This window comes from Bradyrhizobium sp. SOJA106 (assembly GCF_059448745.1).
The window spans coordinates 4884443-4906595 of sequence record NZ_CM182549.1 but is presented as its reverse complement, the minus strand read 5'-3'; the positions used below and the strand labels follow the sequence as shown (position 1 = coordinate 4906595).

General features: G+C 64.3%; 22 protein-coding genes. 19 read left to right on the top strand and 3 right to left on the bottom strand.

Annotation, left to right across the window (positions count from 1 at the left end):
• The first annotated feature begins 5 nt into the window (after positions 1 to 5).
• The 13 genes from nuoH to mtnK all read left to right on the top strand — a co-directional run bounded on the left by nuoH (position 6) and on the right by mtnK (position 12852).
• On the top strand, positions 6 to 1073 hold the full coding sequence (gene nuoH, locus AC5V87_RS22695; protein WP_456838192.1) for an NADH-quinone oxidoreductase subunit NuoH: 1068 nt from the start codon (positions 6 to 8) through the stop codon (positions 1071 to 1073).
• A gap of 14 nt (positions 1074 to 1087) precedes the next feature.
• Positions 1088 to 1576, top strand: coding sequence for an NADH-quinone oxidoreductase subunit NuoI (gene nuoI, locus AC5V87_RS22690; RefSeq protein ID WP_456843323.1), 489 nt, complete (start codon positions 1088 to 1090; stop codon positions 1574 to 1576).
• A 134-nt stretch (positions 1577 to 1710) separates the two neighbouring features.
• Positions 1711 to 2349, top strand: a complete 639-nt coding sequence (locus AC5V87_RS22685; protein WP_456838193.1) for an NADH-quinone oxidoreductase subunit J — start codon at positions 1711 to 1713, stop codon at positions 2347 to 2349.
• Positions 2346 to 2654, top strand: coding sequence for an NADH-quinone oxidoreductase subunit NuoK (gene nuoK, locus AC5V87_RS22680; RefSeq protein ID WP_008547737.1), 309 nt, complete (start codon positions 2346 to 2348; stop codon positions 2652 to 2654). Before AC5V87_RS22685 ends, nuoK begins: the two co-directional genes overlap by 4 nt.
• Before the next feature lie 8 nt (positions 2655 to 2662).
• Entirely contained in the window at positions 2663 to 4780 is a 2118-nt protein-coding gene (nuoL, locus tag AC5V87_RS22675) for an NADH-quinone oxidoreductase subunit L (RefSeq protein WP_495367798.1), read from the top strand.
• On the top strand, positions 4781 to 6289 hold the full coding sequence (locus AC5V87_RS22670; RefSeq protein ID WP_495367797.1) for an NADH-quinone oxidoreductase subunit M: 1509 nt from the start codon (positions 4781 to 4783) through the stop codon (positions 6287 to 6289). It abuts the gene before it with no gap.
• A 22-nt stretch (positions 6290 to 6311) separates the two neighbouring features.
• Positions 6312 to 7748 (top strand): NADH-quinone oxidoreductase subunit NuoN, encoded by a 1437-nt coding sequence (nuoN, locus tag AC5V87_RS22665; protein ID WP_495367796.1) that lies wholly within the window; start codon positions 6312 to 6314, stop codon positions 7746 to 7748.
• 1 nt (position 7749) lies between these two features.
• Positions 7750 to 8556 carry a biotin--[acetyl-CoA-carboxylase] ligase gene (locus AC5V87_RS22660; RefSeq protein ID WP_495367795.1) on the top strand — a complete coding sequence of 269 codons (807 nt, stop codon included), beginning with the start codon at positions 7750 to 7752 and terminating at the stop codon, positions 8554 to 8556.
• Positions 8556 to 10226 (top strand): ribonuclease J, encoded by a 1671-nt coding sequence (locus tag AC5V87_RS22655; protein WP_495367794.1) that lies wholly within the window; start codon positions 8556 to 8558, stop codon positions 10224 to 10226. The genes AC5V87_RS22660 and AC5V87_RS22655 overlap by 1 nt, the downstream gene beginning before the upstream one ends.
• Positions 10227 to 10274: 48 nt before the next feature.
• The gene (gene mce, locus AC5V87_RS22650; protein ID WP_036010154.1) at positions 10275 to 10679 is read left to right on the top strand and encodes a methylmalonyl-CoA epimerase; all 405 of its coding nucleotides are present in this window, start codon (positions 10275 to 10277) and stop codon (positions 10677 to 10679) included.
• Between the two features lie 9 nt (positions 10680 to 10688).
• The gene (locus AC5V87_RS22645) at positions 10689 to 10964 is read left to right on the top strand and encodes a DUF1467 family protein (protein ID WP_456838199.1); all 276 of its coding nucleotides are present in this window, start codon (positions 10689 to 10691) and stop codon (positions 10962 to 10964) included.
• A gap of 143 nt (positions 10965 to 11107) precedes the next feature.
• Positions 11108 to 11455, top strand: coding sequence for a hypothetical protein (locus AC5V87_RS22640; protein WP_456838200.1), 348 nt, complete (start codon positions 11108 to 11110; stop codon positions 11453 to 11455).
• Between the two features lie 107 nt (positions 11456 to 11562).
• Positions 11563 to 12852 (top strand): S-methyl-5-thioribose kinase, encoded by a 1290-nt coding sequence (gene mtnK, locus AC5V87_RS22635; protein WP_495371932.1) that lies wholly within the window; start codon positions 11563 to 11565, stop codon positions 12850 to 12852.
• 34 nt (positions 12853 to 12886) lie between these two features.
• Here the strand turns inward: mtnK and AC5V87_RS22630 are convergent, their stop codons facing one another.
• The gene (locus tag AC5V87_RS22630; protein ID WP_495367793.1) at positions 12887 to 13771 is read right to left on the bottom strand and encodes a hypothetical protein; all 885 of its coding nucleotides are present in this window, start codon (positions 13769 to 13771) and stop codon (positions 12887 to 12889) included.
• A 265-nt stretch (positions 13772 to 14036) separates the two neighbouring features.
• Here AC5V87_RS22630 and AC5V87_RS22625 point away from each other — a divergent pair, with 265 nt between their 5' ends.
• Genes AC5V87_RS22625 through AC5V87_RS22605 form a run of 5 tightly spaced genes read left to right on the top strand, consistent with a single transcriptional unit; the run spans position 14037 to position 19450 of the window.
• A complete protein-coding gene (locus tag AC5V87_RS22625) occupies positions 14037 to 15626 on the top strand; it encodes an ABC transporter substrate-binding protein (RefSeq protein ID WP_495367792.1) in 1590 nt (529 codons plus the stop codon).
• A gap of 60 nt (positions 15627 to 15686) precedes the next feature.
• A complete protein-coding gene (locus AC5V87_RS22620) occupies positions 15687 to 16610 on the top strand; it encodes an ABC transporter permease (protein ID WP_495367791.1) in 924 nt (307 codons plus the stop codon).
• A complete protein-coding gene (locus tag AC5V87_RS22615; RefSeq protein WP_456838204.1) occupies positions 16607 to 17428 on the top strand; it encodes an ABC transporter permease in 822 nt (273 codons plus the stop codon). The genes AC5V87_RS22620 and AC5V87_RS22615 overlap by 4 nt, the downstream gene beginning before the upstream one ends.
• Positions 17425 to 18405 carry an ABC transporter ATP-binding protein gene (locus tag AC5V87_RS22610; protein ID WP_495367790.1) on the top strand — a complete coding sequence of 327 codons (981 nt, stop codon included), beginning with the start codon at positions 17425 to 17427 and terminating at the stop codon, positions 18403 to 18405. The genes AC5V87_RS22615 and AC5V87_RS22610 overlap by 4 nt, the downstream gene beginning before the upstream one ends.
• On the top strand, positions 18398 to 19450 hold the full coding sequence (locus AC5V87_RS22605; RefSeq protein ID WP_456838206.1) for an ABC transporter ATP-binding protein: 1053 nt from the start codon (positions 18398 to 18400) through the stop codon (positions 19448 to 19450). The genes AC5V87_RS22610 and AC5V87_RS22605 overlap by 8 nt, the downstream gene beginning before the upstream one ends.
• A gap of 125 nt (positions 19451 to 19575) precedes the next feature.
• On the opposite strand, the gene AC5V87_RS22600 is transcribed toward AC5V87_RS22605, so the two are convergent.
• Positions 19576 to 20502 carry a helix-turn-helix domain-containing protein gene (locus tag AC5V87_RS22600; protein ID WP_495367789.1) on the bottom strand — a complete coding sequence of 309 codons (927 nt, stop codon included), beginning with the start codon at positions 20500 to 20502 and terminating at the stop codon, positions 19576 to 19578.
• A 100-nt stretch (positions 20503 to 20602) separates the two neighbouring features.
• Here AC5V87_RS22600 and AC5V87_RS22595 point away from each other — a divergent pair, with 100 nt between their 5' ends.
• Positions 20603 to 21085, top strand: coding sequence for a YybH family protein (locus AC5V87_RS22595; protein WP_456838208.1), 483 nt, complete (start codon positions 20603 to 20605; stop codon positions 21083 to 21085).
• 186 nt (positions 21086 to 21271) lie between these two features.
• Here AC5V87_RS22595 and AC5V87_RS22590 read toward each other — a convergent pair whose 3' ends face one another.
• A complete protein-coding gene (locus AC5V87_RS22590) occupies positions 21272 to 22150 on the bottom strand; it encodes an MBL fold metallo-hydrolase (protein ID WP_456838209.1) in 879 nt (292 codons plus the stop codon).
• Positions 22151 to 22153 lie beyond the last annotated feature (3 nt).

Genomic DNA, 22153 nt, shown 5'->3' with positions numbered 1-22153 from the left:
ATCTGATGGAAATCTTCGAAAGCGCATTCTGGACCGGTTTCCTCTGGCCGCTGATCATTATGGTCGCGGAGAGCGTGCTGGTGCTCGTCGTCCTCCTGATCGCGATCGCCTACATCCTGCTCGCCGACCGCAAGATCTGGGCGGCGGTGCAGATCCGCCGCGGTCCGAACGTGGTCGGCCCCTGGGGCCTGCTGCAATCCTTCGCCGACCTGCTTAAATTCGTGCTGAAGGAGCCGATCATCCCGGCCGGCGCCAACAAGGGCGTCTTCCTGCTGGCGCCGCTGGTGTCGTGCGTGCTCGCACTCGCGGCCTGGGCGGTGATCCCGACCAATCTCGGCTGGGTGATCTCCGACATCAATGTCGGCATCCTCTTCATCTTCGCGATCTCGTCGCTGTCGATCTACGGCATCATCATGGCCGGCTGGTCGTCGAACTCGAAATATCCCTTCCTTGCCGCGCTGCGCTCGGCGGCGCAGATGGTGTCCTATGAAGTCTCGATCGGCTTCGTCATCATCACCGTGCTGCTCTGCGCCGGCACGCTGAACCTCTCGGCCGTGGTCGAGGCCCAGCATGCCCGCGGCCTTGCCAGCCTGATCGGGCTGCCGCAGCTCACCATCCTGAACTGGTACGTCTGGCCGCTGTTCCCGATGTTCGTGGTGTTCTACGTGTCGGCGCTGGCGGAAACGAACCGTCCGCCATTCGACCTCGTGGAGGCGGAATCCGAGCTCGTCGCCGGCTTCATGGTCGAGTACGGCTCGACGCCGTACCTGCTGTTCATGCTCGGCGAATACGTCGCGATCGTCACGATGTGCGCGATGGCGACCATCCTGTTCCTCGGAGGCTGGCTGCCGCCGGTCGATCTGCCGCCCTTCAACTGGGTGCCGGGGATCATCTGGTTCGCGCTGAAACTGTTCTTCATGTTCTTCCTGTTCGCGATGGCGAAGGCGATCGTGCCGCGCTACCGCTACGATCAACTGATGCGTCTCGGCTGGAAGGTGTTCCTGCCGATCTCGCTGGCGATGGTGATCGTGGTGGCCGGCGTGCTGCATTTCGCCGGCATCGCGCCGAAGTGAGGTCCGTCATGGGTATCAACATCAACGCCACTGCACGCTCGCTTCTGCTGTCGGAATTCGTCTCGGCGTTCTTCCTCGCCATGCGCTATTTCTTCCAGCCGAAGCCGACGCTGAACTATCCGTTCGAGAAGGGCCCGATCTCGCCGCGTTTCCGTGGCGAGCATGCGCTGCGTCGTTATCCGAACGGCGAAGAGCGCTGCATCGCCTGCAAGCTGTGCGAAGCAGTCTGCCCGGCCCAGGCCATCACCATCGAGGCCGGCCCGCGCCGCAACGACGGCACCCGCCGCACCGTGCGCTACGACATCGACATGGTGAAGTGCATCTATTGCGGCCTCTGCCAGGAGGCCTGTCCGGTCGACGCCATCGTCGAAGGTCCGAACTTCGAGTTCGCGACCGAGACCCGCGAGGAACTGCTCTATGACAAGGCCAAGCTGCTCGCCAACGGCGATCGCTGGGAACGCGAGATCGCGAAAGCGATCGAGCTCGACGCGCCGTACCGGTGAGGTGAGGGCATGATCCTTCCCGCCACCTCCTCGTCATTCCGGGGCGCGCGCAGCGCGAACCCGGAATCTCGCGCCACAATCTCTGGATTCCGGGTTCGCGCTGGCGCGCACCCCGGAATGACGGGAGTTTCTCGATGATCCTTCCCGCGCTGTTCTTCTATCTCTTCGCCGGCGTCTGCGTCGCCTCGGCGGTGATGGTGATTGTCTCGCGCAATCCCGTGCACTCCGTGCTGTACCTGATCCTGGCCTTCGTCAACGCCTCCGGCCTGTTCGTGCTGATGGGCGCCGAATTCCTCGCGATGATCCTGATCGTCGTCTATGTCGGCGCCGTCGCGGTGCTGTTCCTGTTCGTGATCATGATGCTGGACGTCGACTTCCTCGAGCTGCGCGAAGGCTTCATCCAGTACCTGCCGGTCGGCCTCGTGATCGGCGGCATCTTCATGTTCGAGCTGCTGCTCACCGTCGGCTTCTGGGTCATCAACCCCGGCGTCTCCAAGGCGATCACGGCGGCGATCCCGGCCAACGTCTCCAACACCGAGGCGCTCGGGCTCGTGCTCTATACGAAGTACATCCACTACTTCCAGCTCGCGGGCATGGTGCTCCTGGTCGCCATGATCGGCGCCATCGTGCTGACGCTGCGCCACAAGGCGAGTGTGAAGCGGCAGGACATCAACGTTCAGAACGCGCGCACGCCCGAAATGGCGATGGCGATGCGCAAGGTGGCGTCGGGGCAGGGGCTCTCGGACGCCGATGCCGCGGAGTGGGTGAAATGACGATCGGGCTTGGACACTATCTTGCCGTCGGCGCGATCCTGTTCACGCTCGGGATCCTCGGCATCTTCCTGAACCGCAAGAACATCATCGTCATTCTGATGTCGATCGAGCTGATCCTGCTCTCGGTCAACATCAACCTCGTGGCGTTCTCGACCTTCCTCGGCGACATCGTCGGCCAGGTCTTCGCGCTGCTGGTCTTGACCGTGGCCGCTGCGGAAGCCGCGATCGGTCTCGCCATCCTGGTGGTCTATTTCCGCAACCGCGGCTCGATCGCGGTTGAGGACGTCAATCTGATGAAGGGCTGAGCTCTCAAATGGTTCAGGCAATCGTTTTCCTGCCCCTGCTGGGCGCCATTCTGGCAGGGCTCATCTCCCTGGTCGGCGCGCATGCCCGCAATCCCTCGGGCGATGAGGTCGAGCATCACGGCGATCACGGCCATCATCACGGTCCTGGCGCGCACGCTCATGCGTCCGACACGATCGGCGAGGATGCCTCCGTCATCCACGAGACCCACCACGAGCCCGGCGACGGTCACGATGATCACGGCCACGGCCCTGTCGAGCCGGCGGCGGCGGGCTCGCGCGCTGCGGAGCTCATTACCACGGCGCTGCTGTTCGTCGCGGCGGCGCTGTCCTGGATGACGCTGGTCGATGTCGGCTTCATGCACCACGACGGCCGGATCCAGCTGCTGCCTTTCATCTTCTCCGGCGACCTCCAGGTCTGGTGGACGCTTCGTGTCGACACCCTCACCGCGGTAATGCTGGTGGTGGTGACGACCGTATCCTCGCTCGTGCACCTCTATTCCATCGGCTATATGGACGAGGATCCGAACCGGCCGCGCTTCTTCGGCTATCTCTCGCTGTTCACCTTCGCCATGCTCATGCTGGTGACGGCGGACAATTTGGTCCAGCTGTTCTTCGGCTGGGAAGGCGTGGGTCTCGCCAGCTACCTGCTGATCGGCTTCTGGTACCAGAGGCCGTCGGCGAACGCCGCCGCGATCAAGGCCTTCGTGGTCAACCGCGTCGGCGATTTTGGTTTTGCGCTCGGCATCTTCGCGATCTTCATGCTGGCCGGCTCGACCGATTTTGAGACCATCTTCCACGCGGCGCCTGGCCTGACCGGCAAGACCATCGACTTCCTCGGCTGGCATGCGGATGCGCTGACCCTGACCTGCCTCTTGCTGTTCATGGGCGCGATGGGCAAGTCGGCACAGTTCCTGCTGCACACCTGGTTGCCCGACGCGATGGAGGGCCCGACTCCGGTCTCGGCCCTGATCCACGCCGCGACCATGGTCACCGCGGGCGTGTTCATGGTGGCACGCCTGTCGCCGCTGTTCGAGCTCGCCCCGACCGCGCAGGCCGTCGTGATGTTCTTCGGCGCCACCACCGCGTTTTTCGCGGCGACCATTGGCCTCGTCCAGAACGACATCAAGCGCATCGTCGCCTACTCGACCTGTTCGCAGCTCGGCTACATGTTCGTGGCGATGGGAGCAGGGGCCTATTCGGTCGGCATGTTCCACCTGTTCACGCACGCCTTCTTCAAGGCGCTGTTGTTCTTGGGCTCCGGCTCGGTGATCTACGCGATGCACCACGAGCAGGACATCCGCAACATGGGCGGCCTCTGGCGCAAGATCCCCTACACCTACGCGGTGATGGTGGTCGGCACGCTGGCGCTGACCGGCTTCCCGCTCACCGCCGGCTATTTCTCCAAGGACGCGATCATCGAGTCCGCCTACGCCTCGCACAACCCTTTCGCGGTGTATGGCTTCCTGATGACGATCGTCGCCGCCGGCCTGACCTCGTTCTACTCGTGGCGCCTGATCTTCAAGACATTCCACGGCGAGCCGCACGACGAGCATCACTACGAAGCAGCGCATGAGGCTCCGCTCTGGATTCTGATCCCGATCGGCGTGCTCGCGGTCGGCTCGTTCGTCGCGGGCCTGCCGTTCAAGGAGCTGTTCGCCGGCCACGGCATCGAGGAGTTCTTCCGCGAGTCCGTGAAGATGAACCCGCACATTATCGAGGAGATGCACCACATCCCCGAGACCATCGCCTTCCTGCCGACGGTGATGATGGTGCTGGGCTTCCTCGTCTCGTACCTGTTCTACATCCGCCGGCCCTACATCCCCGTTCGGCTCGCCGCAGAGCAGCCGATGCTGTACCAGTTCCTGCTCAACAAATGGTACTTCGACGAGCTCTACGACCTTATCTTCGTCCGCCCGGCGAAGTGGATCGGCTATCAGCTCTGGAAGAAGGGCGACGGCTTCATCATCGACGGCTTCGGCCCCGACGGTGTCTCCGCCCGCGTGCTGGACGTCACCCGCAACGTCGTGAAAATCCAGACCGGTTATCTCTATCACTATGCATTCGCCATGCTGATCGGCGCCGCCGGCCTGATCACCTGGTTCATGTTCGGCTTTGGAGGCCAGTAAATGACAACCTGGCCCATCCTTTCGGTCACCACCTTCCTGCCGCTGGTCGGCGCGCTGATCGTCTATCTCAGCCGCGGCGACGACGAGGCGGCCAAGCGCAACTCGCGCTGGATTGCGCTCTGGACCACGCTGATCACCTTCGCGGTGTCGGTGATCCTGGTGATGCGCTTCGATCCCTCGAGCGCCGACTTCCAGTTCGTCGAGAAGGCGAGCTGGCTCGCGACCGGCATCACCTACCACATGGGCGTCGACGGCATCTCGCTGCCGCTGCTGATCCTGACCACCGCCGTGATGCCGTTCTGCATCATCGCGAGCTGGAAGGCGATCACCAACCGCGTTCGCGAATACATGATGGCGTTCCTGATCCTGGAAACGCTGATGATCGGCACCTTCTCGGCGCTCGATCTCGTGCTGTTCTACCTGTTCTTCGAGGGCGGCCTGATCCCGATGTTCCTGATCATCGGCATCTGGGGTGGTCCACGCCGGGTCTACGCCTCGTTCAAGTTCTTCCTCTACACCTTTCTCGGGTCGGTCCTGATGCTGCTCGCCATCATGGCGCTGTACTGGAACGGCGGCACCACGGACATCCCGACCCTGATGCACACTGCCGTGCCGCGGGGCTTGCAGACCTGGGCCTGGCTCGCCTTCTTCGCCTCGTTCGCGGTGAAGATGCCGATGTGGCCGGTGCACACCTGGCTGCCTGACGCGCACGTCGAGGCGCCGACCGCGGGCTCGGTGGTCCTCGCCGCGATCCTGCTGAAGATGGGCGGTTACGGCTTCCTGCGCTTCTCGCTGCCGATGTTCCCGCTGGCCTCGCACGACTTCGCGCCGCTGATCTTCACGCTCTCGGCCATCGCCATCATCTACACCTCGCTGGTGGCCCTGATGCAGGAGGACATGAAGAAACTCATCGCGTACTCCTCGGTCGCGCATATGGGCTTCGTCACCATGGGCATCTTCGCCGGCACCATGCAGGGCGTCGCCGGCGGCGTGTTCCAGATGATCTCGCACGGCATCGTCTCGGGCGCGCTGTTCCTCTGCGTCGGCATCGTCTATGACCGCATGCACACCCGCGAGATCGCGGCCTATGGCGGCCTCGTCAACCGGATGCCGCTCTATGCGATGACCTTCATGGTCTTCACCATGGCCAATGTCGGTCTGCCCGGCACGAGCGGCTTCGTCGGCGAGTTCATGACGCTGCTCGGCACCTTCAAGGTCTCGATTCCGACCGCGTTCTTCGCCACTTTCGGCGTCATCCTCTCGGCCGCCTACGCGCTGTGGCTCTACCGCAAGGTCGTGTTCGGCGCGCTGGTGAAGCCGTCGCTGATGAGCATCAAGGATCTCACCTTGCGCGAATGTGTGACGCTGTTCCCGATGATCGCGCTGACGATCCTGTTTGGCGTCTATCCGAAGCCGGTGCTCGACATGTCGGCCGCCTCGGTCCAGCAACTCGTCAACAACTACAACACCGCTGTGACGGCCGTGAAGGCCGCCGCACTGCTCCAGTGATCGGGCAGGTCAGGATATCGCCATGAGCTTTGAGACTGCAGGTTATCAACTGGCGCCGGTGCTGCCCGAGATCGTGCTCGCGGTCGGCGCGATGGCGCTTCTGATGCTGGGGGCCTATCGCGGGCAGGGGACGACGAGCGCGGTCACCTCGCTGGCGGTCGTGCTCCTGGTCGTGGTCGGCGTGCTCGTCTACGCGCAGCCTGCCGGCAAGCAAGTGACCTTCGGCGGCAGCTTCATCGTCGACGACTTCGCCCGCTTCATGAAGATCATGGCGCTGATCGGCTCGGCTGCGACGCTGATCCTGTCGGCCGAGTTCCTGTCCGATCCGTCGCGCCGCATCTTCGAATATTCGATCCTGGTGCTGCTCTCGACGCTCGGCATGATGGTGCTGATCTCGGCCGGCGACCTCATCTCGCTCTATCTCGGCCTCGAGCTGATGTCGCTCGCGCTCTACGTCGTGGCGGCCTCGAACCGCGACAACGCCAAGTCGACCGAAGCCGGCCTGAAGTATTTCGTGCTCGGCGCGCTGTCCTCGGGCATGCTGCTCTATGGCGCCTCGCTGGTCTATGGCTTCACCGGCACCGTCGGCTTCAGCGGTATCGCCCAGGCCGCGACCACCGCGAATGTCGGCCTGGTGTTCGGCCTGGTGTTCCTGCTCGCCGGCCTCTGCTTCAAGGTCTCGGCCGTGCCGTTCCACATGTGGACGCCCGACGTCTACGAAGGCGCGCCAACCCCGGTCACCGCCTTCTTCGCTTCGGCGCCGAAGGTGGCCGCGCTCGCCGTCTTCACCCGCGTCACGCTGACGGCGTTTCCGGGCATCGTCTCGCAGTGGCAGCAGATCCTGGTGTTCGTGGCGATCGCCTCGATGGCGCTCGGCTCCTTCGCCGCGATCGGCCAGACCAACATCAAGCGCCTGATGGCCTATTCCTCGATCGGCCACATGGGCTTCGCGCTGGTGGGCCTCGCCTCCGGCACGCCGGAAGGCGCGCAGGGCGTCCTGATGTACATCGTGATCTATGTCGCGATGACGCTCGGCTCGTTCTCGATCATCCTCGCCATGAAGCGCAACGGCCAGGCGGTGGAGCAGATCAGCGATTTCGCGGGTCTGTCGCGGACCAATCCGATGCTCGCCTTCCTGTTCGCGATGCTGCTGTTCTCGCTTGCCGGCGTGCCGCCGCTCGCCGGCTTCTTCGGCAAGTGGTACGTCTTCGTCGCCGCCATCAAGGCCAATCTGTTCACGCTCGCCGTCATCGGCGTGCTGACCAGCGTCGTCGGCGCCTACTACTATCTCTCCATCGTCAAGACGATGTATTTCGACGAGCCGGCCGGCCAGGTCGATCCGGTCAGGATCGAGGTGAAGACGGTGATGGCGGTCACGGGGCTGTTCAACCTGCTGTTCGCGCTGTTTGCGGGTCCGGTGGTGAGCGTCGCCTCCGCCGCGGCAAAGTCGCTGTTCTAGGATGGCGTTCGCGCTCGGTCCTCGCGCATCGTCCGCGGGCTACAAGCTCGCGGCGTTCGAACGGACCGGCTCGACCAACACCGATGCGATCGAGCGCGCGCGGTCCGGCGAACGCGGCCCGATGTGGTTCGTCACGGATGAGCAGACCGCCGGCCGCGGCCGTCGCCAGCGCGCCTGGATCGCACCCAAGGGCAATCTCGCCGCCAGCATCCTCGAAGTCATGGACGTCGCGCCGGCCGTCGCCGCCACCCTCGGTTTCGCGGCCGGGCTGGCGCAGGAGGCGGCGTTGGAGAAGGTCAGCCTGGAAGCGGCCTTGCGCCTCGGCGAGGGTCGTCCCCGCTATGCCCTGAAATGGCCGAACGACGTGCTCGCCGGCGGCAAGAAGCTGGTCGGCATCGCGCTCGAGGCCGAGGCCATCGGCGACCGGCTGGCCGTCGTCGCCGGCATGGGCACCAATGTCGTCGCGGCGCCCGAGGGCACGCCGACACCGGCGGTGTCGCTGGCTGCCCTCGGCGTCCAGATCAGCGCGGAGGAGCTGTTCTCGGCGCTGTCCGACGCCTGGGTCGAGTTCCGCGGCATCTGGGACAATGGCCGCGGCTTTGCCGAGATCCGCAAGCTCTGGCTGGAGCGCGCCGCCGGGCTCGGCGAGCGGGTTGCGATCCACACGGGAACCGTGGCGCTGGAGGGCATTTTTGACACCATCGACGACACCGGCTGCCTGATCGTCCGCACCGCGGAGGGGCGTCTTGTGCCGGTCGCCGCCGGCGAGGTGTTCTTCGGCCCGGTGCGCTCGGTGGGAGCTGCGTGATGGCAAGGCCCGACGAACTCGTGTTTGCGCCGCTCGGCGGGGTCGGCGAGATCGGCATGAACCTGTCGATCTATGGCCTCGGCAACCGCCACCAGCGTTCGTGGCTGGCGGTCGATCTCGGCGTCTCCTTCGGCGACGAGGAGCATCTGCCCGGCATCGACCTGATCATGCCGGACATCAGCTTCCTGGAGAAGGAGCGCAAGAACCTGATGGGCCTGGTGCTGACCCATGCCCATGAGGATCATTTCGGCGCCATCATCGACCTCTGGCCCAAGCTGAAATGCCCGATCTACGCGACGCAATTCAGCGCCGCGCTGTTCGAGGCCAAATGCGCCGCCGAGCGCAACGCGCCGGAGATCCCGGTCACCGTGATCCCGTCCGGCGGCCGCATCGATGTCGGCCCGTTCAACGTCGAGTTCATCCCCGTCGCGCATTCCATTCCCGAAGCGCATGCCCTGGCGATCCACACCGAAGCCGGCACGGTGCTGCACACCGGCGACTGGAAGATCGACCCGACCCCGACGCTCGGGCGCCCCACCGACGAGAAACGGCTGCGCGAGCTCGGCGAGGAGGGCGTGCTCGCCATGATCGGCGATTCCACCAACGCCGTCCGCGACGGCCGTTCGCCCTCGGAGGCCGAGGTCGCCAAAACCATCATCGATCTGGTCAAGGCCGCCAAGGGCCGCGTCGCGGTGACGACGTTTGCCTCCAACGTCGCCCGCATCAAGGCCGTCGCCGATGCCGCCAAAGCCGCCGACCGCGAGGTCGTCGTGGTCGGCCGCGCCATGGAGCGCGTGGTGCAGGTCGCGCGCGAGACCGGCTATCTCGACGGCGTGCAGAACTTCCGCTCGCCCGAGATCTATGGCCATCTGCCGCAGGACAAGGTGCTGGCGCTGTGCACCGGCAGCCAGGGCGAGCCGCGCGCCGCGCTGGCGCGCATCGCCAACGATGACCACCCTGAAATTACGCTGAACCGCGGCGACAGCGTGATCTTCTCCTCGCGCACGATCCCGGGCAACGAGAAGGCGGTCGGCTCGATCATCAACAATCTGGTGCTCCAGGGCGTTGAGGTCCTCACCGACCGCGATCATCTGGTCCACGTCTCCGGCCACCCGCGCCGCGACGAGCTGCGCGACATGATCTCCTGGGTGAAGCCGCAGCTGCTGATCCCCGTTCATGGCGAGGCGCTGCACCTCAACGAGCACGCAAAACTCGCGCGCGCCGCCGGCGTGCCGCGCGTGCTCGTCGTCCGCAACGGCGACCTGGTCAAGCTCGGCCCCGGCGATCCCGGCGTGGTCGGCGAGGTGCCGTCCGGCCGCCTCTACAAGGACGGCGCGATCCTGGAGGATTCCAAATCGCGTGCCGTGATCGAGCGGCGCCGCATGGCGTTCTCCGGCTGCGCCTTCGTCGCCATCGCCATGAACGAGCAGGGCGAGCTCGCCGACGATCCCGAGGTCGACCTCGTCGGCATCCCCGAGAAGAACCGGGCCGGCGAGGCCTTCGACGACATCGTGTTCGATGCGGTGGTCTCCACCGTCGAAGGCCTGCCGCGGCCGCGCCGCCGCGATCCCGATGCCTTGGCCGAGTCGGTGCGGCGCGCCGTCCGTGCCGTGATCAACGAACATTGGGGCAAAAAGCCCCCCTGTCTGGTACATGTTCTGACAGTGTAGCGTAGGCACGATCCCGTTTTCCGGATCATGCGCTGAGGGAGAAGAAGCATGCTGGGTCGCCTCAACCACGTCGCGATCGCGACCAAGGACGCCGTCAAGGCCGCGAAGATCTATGGCGCGGCATTCGGAGCGCAGATCTCGGAAGCCGTCCCGCTGCCCGAGCATGGCGTCACCACCGTGTTCGCGACGCTCCCCAACACCAAGATCGAGTTTATCGAGCCGCTCGGCGAGGCCTCCCCGATCGCAAAGTTCATCGAGCGCAATCCCGACGGCGGCATCCACCATGTCTGCTACGAGGTCGTCGACATCATCGCCTCGCGCGACACCTTGGTGAAGGAGGGGGCCAGGGTGCTCGGCGACGGCGTGCCGAAGATCGGCGCCCACGGCAAGCCGGTGCTGTTCCTGCATCCCAAGGATTTTTCCGGCGCGCTGGTCGAGATCGAGCAGGCATAAGGCCGCCCCATGGCCATCCAGATATCGACCGCGATCGCGATCTACTTCGTCATCTGGTGGGTCGCGCTGTTCCTGACGCTGCCGTTCGGCGTGCGCAGCCAGCATGAGGACGGCGTCGGCGCGCCCGGCACCGATCCCGGCGCGCCGATCCTGACCCGGATGGGCCGCAAGCTGATCTGGACCACGATCATCTCGGCAATCATCTACGGCCTCGGCATGGCCGCCTATCACGCCGGCTATCTGTCGATCGAGCGCCTGTCGAAATTGATGGGAATGCCGTTCTAGGAGAGTAAGGGACGAGGGATGTCAACCAAGCTCGTGATTGCGAGCGCAGCGAAGCAATCCAGAATCCCTCCGCGGCAAGACGCTGGATTGCTTCGCTGCGCTCGCAATGACGGCGGAGACGGTTCGTATACTTGGGGGATCGAATGACTTTTCAGCGGATCGTCGTCGCACTGCTGGTGCTGATCGTCGCGGGGCTTGGGGCCGTCGGCTATTTCGAATGGAGAATGGCGGCGCAGGTGCGCACCCTGAAGGCGTTCGTCGAGGGCTATGTCTTCAACGAGGCGGTGATGGCCTGCGAGCAGGCCAAGAGCTCGACGCCGTTCAGGTGGAACGGCGGCAAGAGCACCTCGGTGATCGGCCTGAACTCGGTCAAGCTGGACAAATACACCGTCAGCGCCAGCTACACGCTGGTGGCGGACCTCGTCTATTGCGATTACGATCCGATCAAAAGAAAGGCCGAGATCGGCTCGAGCTTCCTGGAGCGGGAGTAACGATCCGGCCCATACAAGCATGATCCGGACCCGAAGGGCCGCGTCAGCAGAAAGTGCGAAGCGGCTTTTCCGAGAAGATCATGGCAAATAACTGGGATGGGATCGTCATGACGCAAGGGCAGGCGGGGGACTATCGGATTCTGCATGAGGCGGCGTTGCGGGACCATCTCGCCGGCCTGCCGGAGCTGAAAGCGCTCCTTGGCGGCGAGCCGGCCGCCTGGGCGATCACCGAGGTCGGCGACGGCAATCTCAATCTCGTCTTCATCGTCAAGGGCGCGCGCGGCGGCATCGCCGTGAAGCAGGCGCTGCCTTACGTCCGCCTCGTCGGCGAGAGTTGGCCGCTGCCGCTGTCGCGGGCTCACTACGAATTCCTGGCCTTGTCCCGGCAGGCCCAGCTCGCGCCCGGGCTCGTGCCGGCCGTGCTGCACCACGACGAAACGCTGGCGCTGACGGTGATGGAGCTGCTCGAGCCCCACATCATCATGCGCAAGGGCCTCGTCGCGGCAACGCACTATCCGCGCTTCGCGGACGACATCACCACCTTCATGGCGCGCGCCCTGTTCTTCACCTCCGATCTTTCGCTCTCGGCGGCCGAGAAGAAGGAAGGCATCGCGGCGTTCGCCGGCAACCATGCGCTCTGCAAGATCACCGAGGACCTGATCTTCACCGATCCCTACCGCATCGCCGAGCAGAACCGCTGGACCGCGCCGTTTCTCGATGGCCTCGCCGCAGCCTTGCGCGATGACATCGAGCTGCATGTTGCGATCTCCAGGCTGAAGCTGAAGTTCATGGCTAGCCCTGAAGCGCTGCTGCACGGCGATCTCCACACCGGCTCGATCATGGTCACGGAGAGTCAGACGCGCGTGATCGACCCCGAATTCGCGTTCTACGGGCCGATGGGGTTCGACGTCGGCGCGGTGCTCGCCAATCTGCTGATGGCCTATTTCGCCTCCGCCGGCCACGAGCGAGCGCCGGGCGAGCGGGCTGCGTTCGAGGCCTGGGTGCTGGAGACGGTCGAGCAGGTCTGGAACGAGTTCGCGCGAAAGTTCCTCGAGCTCTGGCGGTCGGAGGCCAGCGGCGATGCCTATCCGGTCTCACTCTTTACCGGCGAGAGGGGCGCGATGCGCCTCGAGGCCGAGCGGCAAGCCTACATGCAGCGCCTGTTCACCGACACGGTCGGCTTCGCCGCCGCCAAAACCATCCGCCGCATCTTCGGCCTCGCCCACAACATCGATTTCGAGCTGATCGAGGACCCGAAGAGGCGGGCGGTGTGTGAGGCGCGCGCCGTGCGGCTCGCGCGCGGGATGATGGTGGAGGCGCCAGCGTTCCGGACGATCGCTGACGTCACCGGCGCCGCGCGAAAGCTGCGGGACTGGCAGCCGGAATTGTCAGGCTGAAGACGTCGCGCGAGGTGAGGGATCCTCGCGGGACCTAATACAGCCGCATCGGCAGCGGGACGCCGTCCGGGCCAACCAGCAGGCCCCAGGTCTCGTTGGCGGCAACCTCGAACTCGCGCTTCTGCGCCGCGCTGCCGTCCGCCTTGACGGTGACCTTGTACTTGCCCGGCGGCAGATCGAGCTTCTGGCTATCAGGCAATTCGCCCGCAGCAGCGTCGGAGTCCGCCAGATCTTCTCCGGCGTGCCTCGCTAGCTTGATGGTTCGCTCATTGACGATGATTTCGGCCGCCTGATCGGTCTTGTTGCCGAGCAACAGCCTTACTTGTCCCGCCTCGGGCAGAATGCCTGATGTCGCGACCGCCGGCTTGCGGAGCGAAAGGTCGGCGGTGGTCCTGCCGTCCTGACGGGTGAGCCGGAGCAGCGCCGGTCCGTCTGACGTCGTGAAGGCGATCACGGCCCGATCGGGCTCGACCGTCGCACCGTCATTCTCCGTCCAGCCGCGCCCGCCGAGTGTGGCGCGATAGAAGCCGAGCACGGCCTTCAGATCGAGCGGCGTCTCGGCGTGAGCCGACCGGATGAAGGGCGAGTTCTTCGCGGTCATCAGGCCCCAACCGTCGGGGAGCGGCAGGCCCACGTCTTTGGACATCTTGTCCTCGAAGGTCCGGCTTGTGGCCCGTGTCAGCACGCCAACGGCGTTGCGGAGCAGGCGCTCACCGAGATAGTCGGGGGCGCAACGGTCCCTGGCCGCCCACCAGGTGTCGTCGGCATACCCGTTTGATCGCGAGGTGTGGGACCAGCCGGCGTGGATGGTGTCACTCGGATTGTCCCGGATAGGGTCCGGCGTGACGGGGATCGCCATCGCCGCCGTCGCAGCGGCCAGGCTGCCCGCGACCAAGATACCTAACGTTCGGCGCTTCATTTTTTCCGCGATCCCTGGGGCTCGGATTAACGATCCTGAGCTTGGTCGCATCGATCGCGAAAAATGTTCACTGGTCCCAGTCGCCCGATGACGCACCGCGTCAATCGGCGGCCTGTATCGTTCGAGGTCGCAACCTGATTCACGAGGTTTCCTCGGAGGTCTGCCTTCCGGAACCGGCATAGGTCGGCATCAAAACGATGCTTGCGTTTGACCGCCGACGAATGATCAAATCCTGATCGAAATACCTGCGCTGTTTGGGGGACACATGATGTTCAGGATGACTGCGATCGTCGCGGGGATGGCACTGGCTCTCGCCGCCACCGCGGAGGCCCAGACCCCACGCAAGGGCGGAACCATCCGCATGACCGCGCCTTACGGCTCGAGCTTCACCAGCCTCGACATTCACACCACGCAGCGCGCCCAGGACGAGATCTATGCCAAGGCCCTGCATCGCTCGCTCTACATCTGGGACTCCGCGGAAGGAAAGCCCGTTCCTGAGCTCGCGAAGGAGGTTATCGTCTCAGGTGGCGGTCTCGTTCAAACGTTCAAGCTCCGCGACGACGCCTATTTCCACAACGGCCGCAAGATGACGGCCGAGGACGTCATCTGGACCTTCAACCGCATCATGGATGGCACCAAGGCCTATCCCGGTGCGCGCTATGTCCGCATCATCGAGGGCGCGGCCGCCGTCGAGAAGGGCCAGGCCAAGGAGATCTCCGGCCTGAAGAAGATCGATGACTTCACCCTCGAGATGAAGCTGACCGAGAAGGTCGATCCAGGCTTCTACTTCTTCACCGCGCTGACCTCGATCTATCCCGCCGACGAGGGCGCCAAGGAAAGCTTCCTCCAGAAGCCGATCGGCCTTGGGCCGTTCAAATTCGTCGAGCACGTGCCGGGATCGCGCATCGTGCTGGAGCGGTGGGACCGGTTCTACAAGCCCGGCAAGCCCTACGCCGACAAGATCGTGGTGTCGATCATGGCCGAGGCCGCAGCGCGCGACGTTGCCTTCCGCAACAAGGAGATCGACACCTCGGTACTGGGACCTGCGCAATATGTCGCCTACCAGTCCGACGCCAACCTCAAGGGCACCATCGTCGAGGTCGCCGAGGTCTTCACGCGCTACATGGGCATGAATCCCGCCTTCAAGCCGTTCGCCGACAAGCGCGTCCGGCAGGCGATCAACTACGCGATCGATACCGACCTGATCATCAACAAGCTGGTCAAGGGCAAGGCCTATCGTGCCACCAGCTGGCTGCCGCTGACCTCGCCCGCCTACGACAAGGCGATGAAGCCGTACCCCTACGATCCCGCCAAGGCCAAGCAGCTGCTGACCGAGGCCGGCTACGCCTCCGGCTTCGAGTTCGAATGGACCACCAGCCAGAACGAAAGCTGGGGCCTGCCGATCGTCTCGGCCGTGATCCCGATGCTCGACAAGGTCGGTATCAAGGCGAAGGTCAAGCAGGTCGAGACCGCGGTGCTGGCGGAGGTGGTGCGCAGCGGCGACTACCAGGCCTTCATCTACTCCCAGCAGAGCGGCCCGGATGCGCAGGCCGCGCTCAAATGCTTTCATTCGTCGACGCCGCAGCCGGCCTGCAACTACATGAATTACAGGAATGCCGAGTTCGACAAGCTGATCGATGCCGCCGGGCAGGCCGACGATGCCGCAAAGCGCACCGAGCTGCTGCAGACGGCCAATGCGCTGCTCTACGAGGAGGCGCCGGTCTGGTTCTTCAACTACAACAAGGCGGTGATGGCGGTGCAGCCGTGGCTCAAGGGCGTTCAGCTGAATGCGACGGAGCTGACCCATCAGAACGTCGAGGACCTCTGGGTCGACGAGACCTCGCCCGCGAAGTGATACGCGCTCTCGCGCTCCCTCCGTCGCGCCAAACGATGGAGGGAGAGGGGAAAAGTTGAGATGCTCTCGTTCCTGCTCCGTCGCCTGCTGCAAACCATTCCGACCGTGCTCGCCGTGGTGCTGCTGGTCTTCGTGCTGTTCAGCGTGGTTCCCGGCAGCATCGTCTCCTCCATGAGCGACGACAGCGATCCGCAGGTCGAGCTGCGCATGAAGAAGCAGCTCGGTCTCGACGATCCCGTCTATGTGCGGTTCGGCGCCTACATCGCCAAGCTCGCAACCGGTCATTTCGGCACCTCGTTCCGGACCCGCGAGCCTGTCACGACCATGATCGCCAAGCGGGCATGGCCGACGCTGCAGCTCATCTTCGCAGCCATGGCGTTCGCCATTGCGATCGGTGTGCCGCTTGGCTTCGTCGCCGCGCTCAGGCCCGGCGGCATCGTCGACACGGCTGCCATGGTCCTGGCGGTGTCGGGCCTTTCGATCGCAAAGTTCTGGCTCGGTCTCGTGCTGATGTATCTGTTCGCGTTGAAGCTCGGCTGGCTGCCGAGTTTCGGCTATGGCGACGGGGGATTGCAATATCTGCTGCTGCCGGCCGTGACGCTCGGCGTCTCGCCGATGGCGCTGTTTGCCCGCACGACGCGCGCCGCGGTCCTCGAGATCATGACCGCGGATTTCGTCCGCACCGCACGCTCCAAGGGCATGAGCGAGGCGCGGGTCGTGAAGTGGCACGTGATGCGCAACGCGCTCGTCATCATTCTCACCACCGTCGGGCTTCAGTTCGGCGGGCTGATGGGGCAGGCGGTCGTCGTCGAGAAACTGTTTTCCTGGCCGGGCATCGGCTCGCTGCTCGTCGACAGTGTGCTGCAGCGCGACATTCCCGCCGTTCAGGGCTCCATTCTCGTGGTGGTGCTGGCCTTTCTCGCGATCAATCTCTTGATCGACGTGCTCTACGGCGTGATCGATCCGAGGATCAGATACGCATGAAGCTCCGCGCCAATCTCATCATCGGCGGCGTGCTGTTCGCGCTCGCGATCCTGGTCGGCCTGCTCGCACCCTGGCTGGCGCACACCGATCCGGTCCTCGACGCCAATCTGATGAATGCGGAGGAGCCGCCGAGCTGGACCTGGTGGTTCGGCACGGACGACCAGGGCCGCGACATCTATTCCCGCGTGGTGTACGGCGCGCGCGTCTCGCTGACGGTCGGCATCGTCTCGCAGCTCATCAACAGCGTGATCGGCGTCGCCCTCGGCCTGAGCGCCGGCTATTGGGGCGGCTGGTGGGACGATGTCGTCAATGCGCTCACCAATCTCATGCTCGCGATTCCCTCGCTGATCTTCGCGCTCGCCATCATGGCGGTGCTCGGGCCCGGCCTGACCAGCCTCCTGATCGCGCTTGGCCTGACCAACTGGTCCTTCACCTGCCGGATCGCGCGGGCCTCGGCGCTGTCGCTGAGGAGCCAGGGCTATGTGCAGGCGGCGACCGTGCTCGGCTATGGCGATCTGCGCATCATGGTCACGCAGCTACTGCCGAACATGCTGGGGCCGATCGTCGTCATCGGCACGCTCGGCATGGGCAGCGCGGTGCTGTCCGAAGCCGCGCTGTCGTTCCTCGGCCTCGGCGTCCGTCCGCCGTTTCCGAGCTGGGGCAGCATGTTGTCGGAGGCGCGCGAGCAGATCACGACGGCGCCGTGGCTCTCGATCTTTCCCGGCCTCGCCATCTTCCTGACCGTGCTGGGCCTGAACCTGCTCGGCGACGGGCTGCGCGATATTCTCGATCCACAATCGCGGAGCCGGCGAGCATGACGGGCGCGCCGCTGATCGAAGTCAGGGATTTGCGCATCGATCTCGACGACGGATCGCGGCGCGTTGCCGCCGCCGAGGGCATTTCATTCCGCATCGATCGCGGCGAGACGTTCGGGCTCGTCGGGGAATCCGGCTGCGGGAAGAGCATCACGGCGCTCGCCCTGATCGGCCTGCTGCGGCCGCCGCTGTCGATCGGCGGCGGAGTCATCCGGTTTGAGGGGCGGGAAATCCAGCACCTTTCGGCGGCCAGGCAGCGTGAGCTGCGCGGCAACCGCATCGCCATGATCTTCCAGGAACCGATGACGGCGCTGAACCCGGTCTCGCCAGTGGGGCGGCAGATTGCCGAGATGTTCGTGCTGCACAAGGGCAAGAGCTGGCGGGAGGCCAACCGGCTGGCGATCGAGGCGCTCGCGAGCGTCCGCGTCCCGGCGCCGGAGCGGCGCGCGAATGATTACCCGCACCAGCTCTCCGGCGGCATGCGCCAGCGCGTGATGATCGCCATTGCGCTCGCCTGTGGTCCGGATCTCCTGATCGCCGACGAGCCGACTACTGCGCTCGACGTGACGGTGCAGGCCGAGATCATCGAGCTGATGCGCAATTTGTGCGCAGAGCGGGGAACGGCGATCCTGATGGTCAGCCACGATCTCGGCCTCGTCGCCAATGTCTGCCGCCGCGTCGCCGTCATGTATGCCGGCCGCATCGTCGAGGAGCGCGGCTCGGCCGATATCTTCCGGACCCCATCGCATCCCTATACGCAAGGCCTGGTCGCCTCGCTGCCGCGGCTGGGCAGCCGCGCTGCGCTTGGCCGCACCAGGCTCAAGGAGATCGCGGGCGTCGTTCCCGCCATCACGAGCTTCCCCGACGGCTGCCGCTTCAATCCGCGCTGCGCGCAGGCGACCGAGATCTGCCGCACGGTCGTGCCGGAGACGGATCTGCTGGAGGCTGGCGGGCTGGTGAGGTGTCATCACCATGCATGAACCGCAAAACGTGTCGGCTGAGGCCAAGGTGGATGACGATCTCATCCTCAGCGTCGAGGATCTTGCGGTTCATTTTCCGCTCGGGGGTAGCCTGCTGGGCCGTGGCCGGCGGGTGCTCCGCGCTGTCGACGGCGTTGATCTCTCGCTAAAGCGGGGCGAATGCCTCGGCCTCGTCGGCGAGTCCGGCTCGGGCAAGTCGACGGTCGCCTTGTCGATCCTGGGCCTTCTGACACCGACGCGCGGCCGCATCGTGCTGGACGGGCAGGTCGTGACAGCCAGGCAATCCGGCGATCGCAAGGCGCTGGCCCGCATCGTGCAAATCGTATTTCAGGATCCCTACGCCTCGCTCAATCCGCGCCAGACCGTCCGCCGCACGCTGGAAGATCCCCTGCGCGTGCATGGCGTGACCGCCAAAAGCGAGATCGAGGACCGCGTCGCGGCCATGCTGCGGCATGTGGGCCTGCGGCCGGAGCAGGCCGACCGCTACCCGCACGAGTTCTCCGGCGGCCAGCGCCAGCGCATCGGCATCGCGCGCGCCTTGATCCTCAATCCCAAGATCGTCATTTGCGACGAGCCGGTATCGGCACTCGACGTCTCGATCCGCGCCCAGATCATCAACCTGCTCCTGGAATTGAAGGACACGCTCGGCCTTTCCTACATCATGATCAGCCACGATCTCGGCGTCGTCGAGCACATGAGCGACCGCGTCGCCGTGATGTATCTCGGCCGCATCGTCGAGAATGGCAATTGGCGCGAGATCTTCGAGCGCCCCGCGCACCCCTATACGCAGGCCCTGATATCAGCGATCCCCGATCCCTTGCGCCATGCGCCGCTGGCGACGACCGGCGGCGATCTTCCCAACCCCCTCAATCCGCCAAACGGCTGCGCCTTCAGCCCGCGCTGCCGTTATGCGGAAGCGGTGTGCCGCAGCGAGCCTGGGCCGGTGCTGGAGACGCGGGCGGATGGGCATGCGGTGAGGTGCTGGCGAAGCGAGGAGATTGCGGGGCGGGTGGCCCTAACCTCCACCGAAGGCGCTCATTCATAAAATGCAAACAACGGCACTGCGCGGCCTCGGCGGGCGGCTCAAAGCAGACATTTTGTGCTCAGGCAGCGGATGCCGGCTCATGACCCTGAGCGGTCATCGAGCTCTTTTCGATTTGCGGCGAAGGCTCAGTTTCGGACCGTCTTAATTTTTTCGGGCGTACGGCCTGGAAACTGCATTCGGAATTGTGAGGGAGATATCCCCGCATGATGATGAAAAAATTTTACGAAGTTCGTCGCCTCGCCGAATCCCACGGTCTCCGCGATCGACTCGATGGGGCACGAGGTGTACGCAATGAGTCGCTTCGCCTCGAGGATGACGCGCTCCTCGATTATCATCTTGGGCGGAACACCGCGAACCGCAAGGCACGCACGACGCAACGCCTTGGATGAACAGCCTAGCCTATCGGCATAATCCTCGACACGGCGCGTCCGCATAAAGCGGGCTTCGACGTCAGTCAGAAAGTGCCGGACCATCCGATGGTAGCTCGAAATAAATGAGGCTTCGTGCCGTTCCGAGCAGCGAGCGACTTGCAGGAGTAGAACGTGAAGCTGGTGCTGCAGGATTTTTGCGCAGATCGTCGAGCCATCGCTACGTTTATACTCATCAATTATCATCGCAAACCCGGCGTAAACGCGCTCGTACGAATCCGAATCGAGGTTGATCACTCCACTCGGCGCCGCATGCTCGAGCGCCGAGCCGGGGACCAGCGGATGGTTCGCCGCCTCATCCGGCAGAACAAACTCGGGCGTGAAGAGAAGCACCGTCGCCTCCGCCTCGGCACCGGGCACGAACTGCTGCACCTGGCCAGGGCGAACATGGAGAAGCGTCCGCGCCGTGCATCGCACACGCTCGAAGTCGAGGAAATGCCTGGTGGTCCCCGACGAGAACAGCATCAAAAGATGAAAAGCAGGACGCTGCGGATGGTCGAAATGATCCGGCGGGACGCGCCTGAACAGATCAGACAAGGCGAGCGGCTCGATTCCCAAAAATGGGAAGCGACGATTGAAGTAGCTAATCCCTTCAATGGGCGGGAACCCGACCTCACGCCGCATTCGCGCTGTCCGATTTTGATCATCGGATGGTAGCAAAGTGACCTAGCCGTCCGCAATAGGACGCGGCACGCTCTCGCGATGGACAAGTGAGGCTTTTGCCATGTCGAACAAGCTGATCCGAACGATCGCCGCAACATTCGGTTTTATCATGCTCGCGATCCTAGGTGCGGCCGCGCCACGCGCCGAAACGGGTGCGGAGAGTGCGGCCATCGCAGCCGCCAATCACGTATTCGATCGGGCGTTATCTGCGCGCGATATTGCCGCGATGGAAACGATTTGGGCGCACGAGCCATATGTGATCGCGGTTCATCCCGCGAGCAAAGCACCGATTGTCGGCTGGGCCGCCGTGAGGAAGAGTTGGGAAGCGACGTTTGACCGTTTCGCCGATATCTCAGTATCGATGCAGGACCCGCAGATTCGCATCAATGAAAACACTGCCTGGGTCGTTGGTCTCGAGGAGGTTCGAGGCAAACTGAAAAACGGCGAGACCGCAGTGTTCGCGGCCTTCACCACGAACATTTTCGAGAGGACCGGGGGCCGCTGGCTAATGGTGCTGCACACGACCTCACGCGCTCCACAATAGTCCCTACGCGCATCCGTTTCGGAGTCAGATCGCCGGGAATGGTGCAGGCTAAAAGTGGGCAAACCTACGACTGCTCCTGGCCCGTGGCTGACCCCCGCTCTTGGCCTCGCACCGTCCGCTTTCGAGGGCTGAGCGGAAAGCCATCGTGGAGACGCGGACTGCAGCCTTTGACCCGTAGCAGACGTCTTAGGAGCCAGATTTTAGATTTCTGACCGTAACGGTCTCGCCGATCTCGAAGCTCATCAGGTCTTCGCCGACAACAAGCGGTCCGGCATAAGTCTCGCGGGTTGCCGCGATCAGATCGTCAACGCTCGGCGCCGTCACGGAGTCACTGGCGAGCATAACCAGATGCGTGAATACGGCGAGTTTAGGCCGCGTCTTCGCGAACACGCGTCCAGCTTCCTGTGGCGAGGTATGATGATTGACGATGCGCTGGATGTCGGCCTGACCGAGAAGCTTCGGCGGCGCCATTGCGACCTCATGAACCAGCAAGTCAGCACCCTCGCCGTAACGGAGCACGTTTGCGTTGTAGCGAGTATCGCCGGAGACAACGGCTATGCGGCCGCGATATTCGATACGATAGCCATAGGCCGGTTTGATGGCGTCGCCATGGTCGACCGTGAAGGCCATAACGCGCAGATCGCCGGCCTGATAGACGAGGCCATCCTCCGCAAACTCGTTCACCGTGATCGCGACATGCTCGCGCGCCAGCTTCTCATCCTCGACGCGGATCTCGATGTCGTGGACGTAGGCCGCTTCAAGGTGGTGCATCAGTTTGGCCGTGCCAACCGGGCCGATCACGTTGAATGGGCGCCGGCGGTTGCCGAAATATGAGCTCAGCCAGCCCGTCAGCCAGAGGTCAGGAATGCCGACCGTGTGATCGGAATGAAAATGCGTGAGCAACAGCGCATCGACCCGACCGATGGGAACGCCGAGCTGAAACAAGCGCATAGCGGCGCCGCGGCCGGCATCGATCAGGATGGTATGCTCGCCCGCTTCGATTAGCGTGCTCGGGCCAAAACGATCAGGACGGGGGATTGGTGTCCCCGTCCCGAGGAGCGTCACGCA

Excerpts from the sequence above, each read along its gene's own strand:
- AC5V87_RS22630 (WP_495367793.1), bottom strand. The coding sequence starts at position 13,771 with ATGAAGCGCCGAACGTTAGGTATCTTGGTCGCGGGCAGCCTGGCCGCT.
- mce (WP_036010154.1), top strand. The coding sequence starts at position 10,275 with ATGCTGGGTCGCCTCAACCACGTCGCGATCGCGACCAAGGACGCCGTC.
- AC5V87_RS22685 (WP_456838193.1), top strand. The coding sequence starts at position 1,711 with ATGATCCTTCCCGCGCTGTTCTTCTATCTCTTCGCCGGCGTCTGCGTC.
- nuoL (WP_495367798.1), top strand. The coding sequence starts at position 2,663 with ATGGTTCAGGCAATCGTTTTCCTGCCCCTGCTGGGCGCCATTCTGGCA.
- AC5V87_RS22620 (WP_495367791.1), top strand. The coding sequence starts at position 15,687 with ATGCTCTCGTTCCTGCTCCGTCGCCTGCTGCAAACCATTCCGACCGTG.
- AC5V87_RS22595 (WP_456838208.1), top strand. The coding sequence starts at position 20,603 with ATGTCGAACAAGCTGATCCGAACGATCGCCGCAACATTCGGTTTTATC.
- AC5V87_RS22640 (WP_456838200.1), top strand. The coding sequence starts at position 11,108 with ATGACTTTTCAGCGGATCGTCGTCGCACTGCTGGTGCTGATCGTCGCG.
- nuoH (WP_456838192.1), top strand. The coding sequence starts at position 6 with ATGGAAATCTTCGAAAGCGCATTCTGGACCGGTTTCCTCTGGCCGCTG.
- AC5V87_RS22615 (WP_456838204.1), top strand. The coding sequence starts at position 16,607 with ATGAAGCTCCGCGCCAATCTCATCATCGGCGGCGTGCTGTTCGCGCTC.
- AC5V87_RS22645 (WP_456838199.1), top strand. The coding sequence starts at position 10,689 with ATGGCCATCCAGATATCGACCGCGATCGCGATCTACTTCGTCATCTGG.
- AC5V87_RS22600 (WP_495367789.1), bottom strand. The coding sequence starts at position 20,502 with ATGCGGCGTGAGGTCGGGTTCCCGCCCATTGAAGGGATTAGCTACTTC.
- mtnK (WP_495371932.1), top strand. The coding sequence starts at position 11,563 with ATGACGCAAGGGCAGGCGGGGGACTATCGGATTCTGCATGAGGCGGCG.
- nuoK (WP_008547737.1), top strand. The coding sequence starts at position 2,346 with ATGACGATCGGGCTTGGACACTATCTTGCCGTCGGCGCGATCCTGTTC.
- AC5V87_RS22625 (WP_495367792.1), top strand. The coding sequence starts at position 14,037 with ATGATGTTCAGGATGACTGCGATCGTCGCGGGGATGGCACTGGCTCTC.
- AC5V87_RS22610 (WP_495367790.1), top strand. The coding sequence starts at position 17,425 with ATGACGGGCGCGCCGCTGATCGAAGTCAGGGATTTGCGCATCGATCTC.
- AC5V87_RS22605 (WP_456838206.1), top strand. The coding sequence starts at position 18,398 with ATGCATGAACCGCAAAACGTGTCGGCTGAGGCCAAGGTGGATGACGAT.
- AC5V87_RS22670 (WP_495367797.1), top strand. The coding sequence starts at position 4,781 with ATGACAACCTGGCCCATCCTTTCGGTCACCACCTTCCTGCCGCTGGTC.
- nuoN (WP_495367796.1), top strand. The coding sequence starts at position 6,312 with ATGAGCTTTGAGACTGCAGGTTATCAACTGGCGCCGGTGCTGCCCGAG.
- AC5V87_RS22655 (WP_495367794.1), top strand. The coding sequence starts at position 8,556 with ATGGCAAGGCCCGACGAACTCGTGTTTGCGCCGCTCGGCGGGGTCGGC.
- AC5V87_RS22660 (WP_495367795.1), top strand. The coding sequence starts at position 7,750 with ATGGCGTTCGCGCTCGGTCCTCGCGCATCGTCCGCGGGCTACAAGCTC.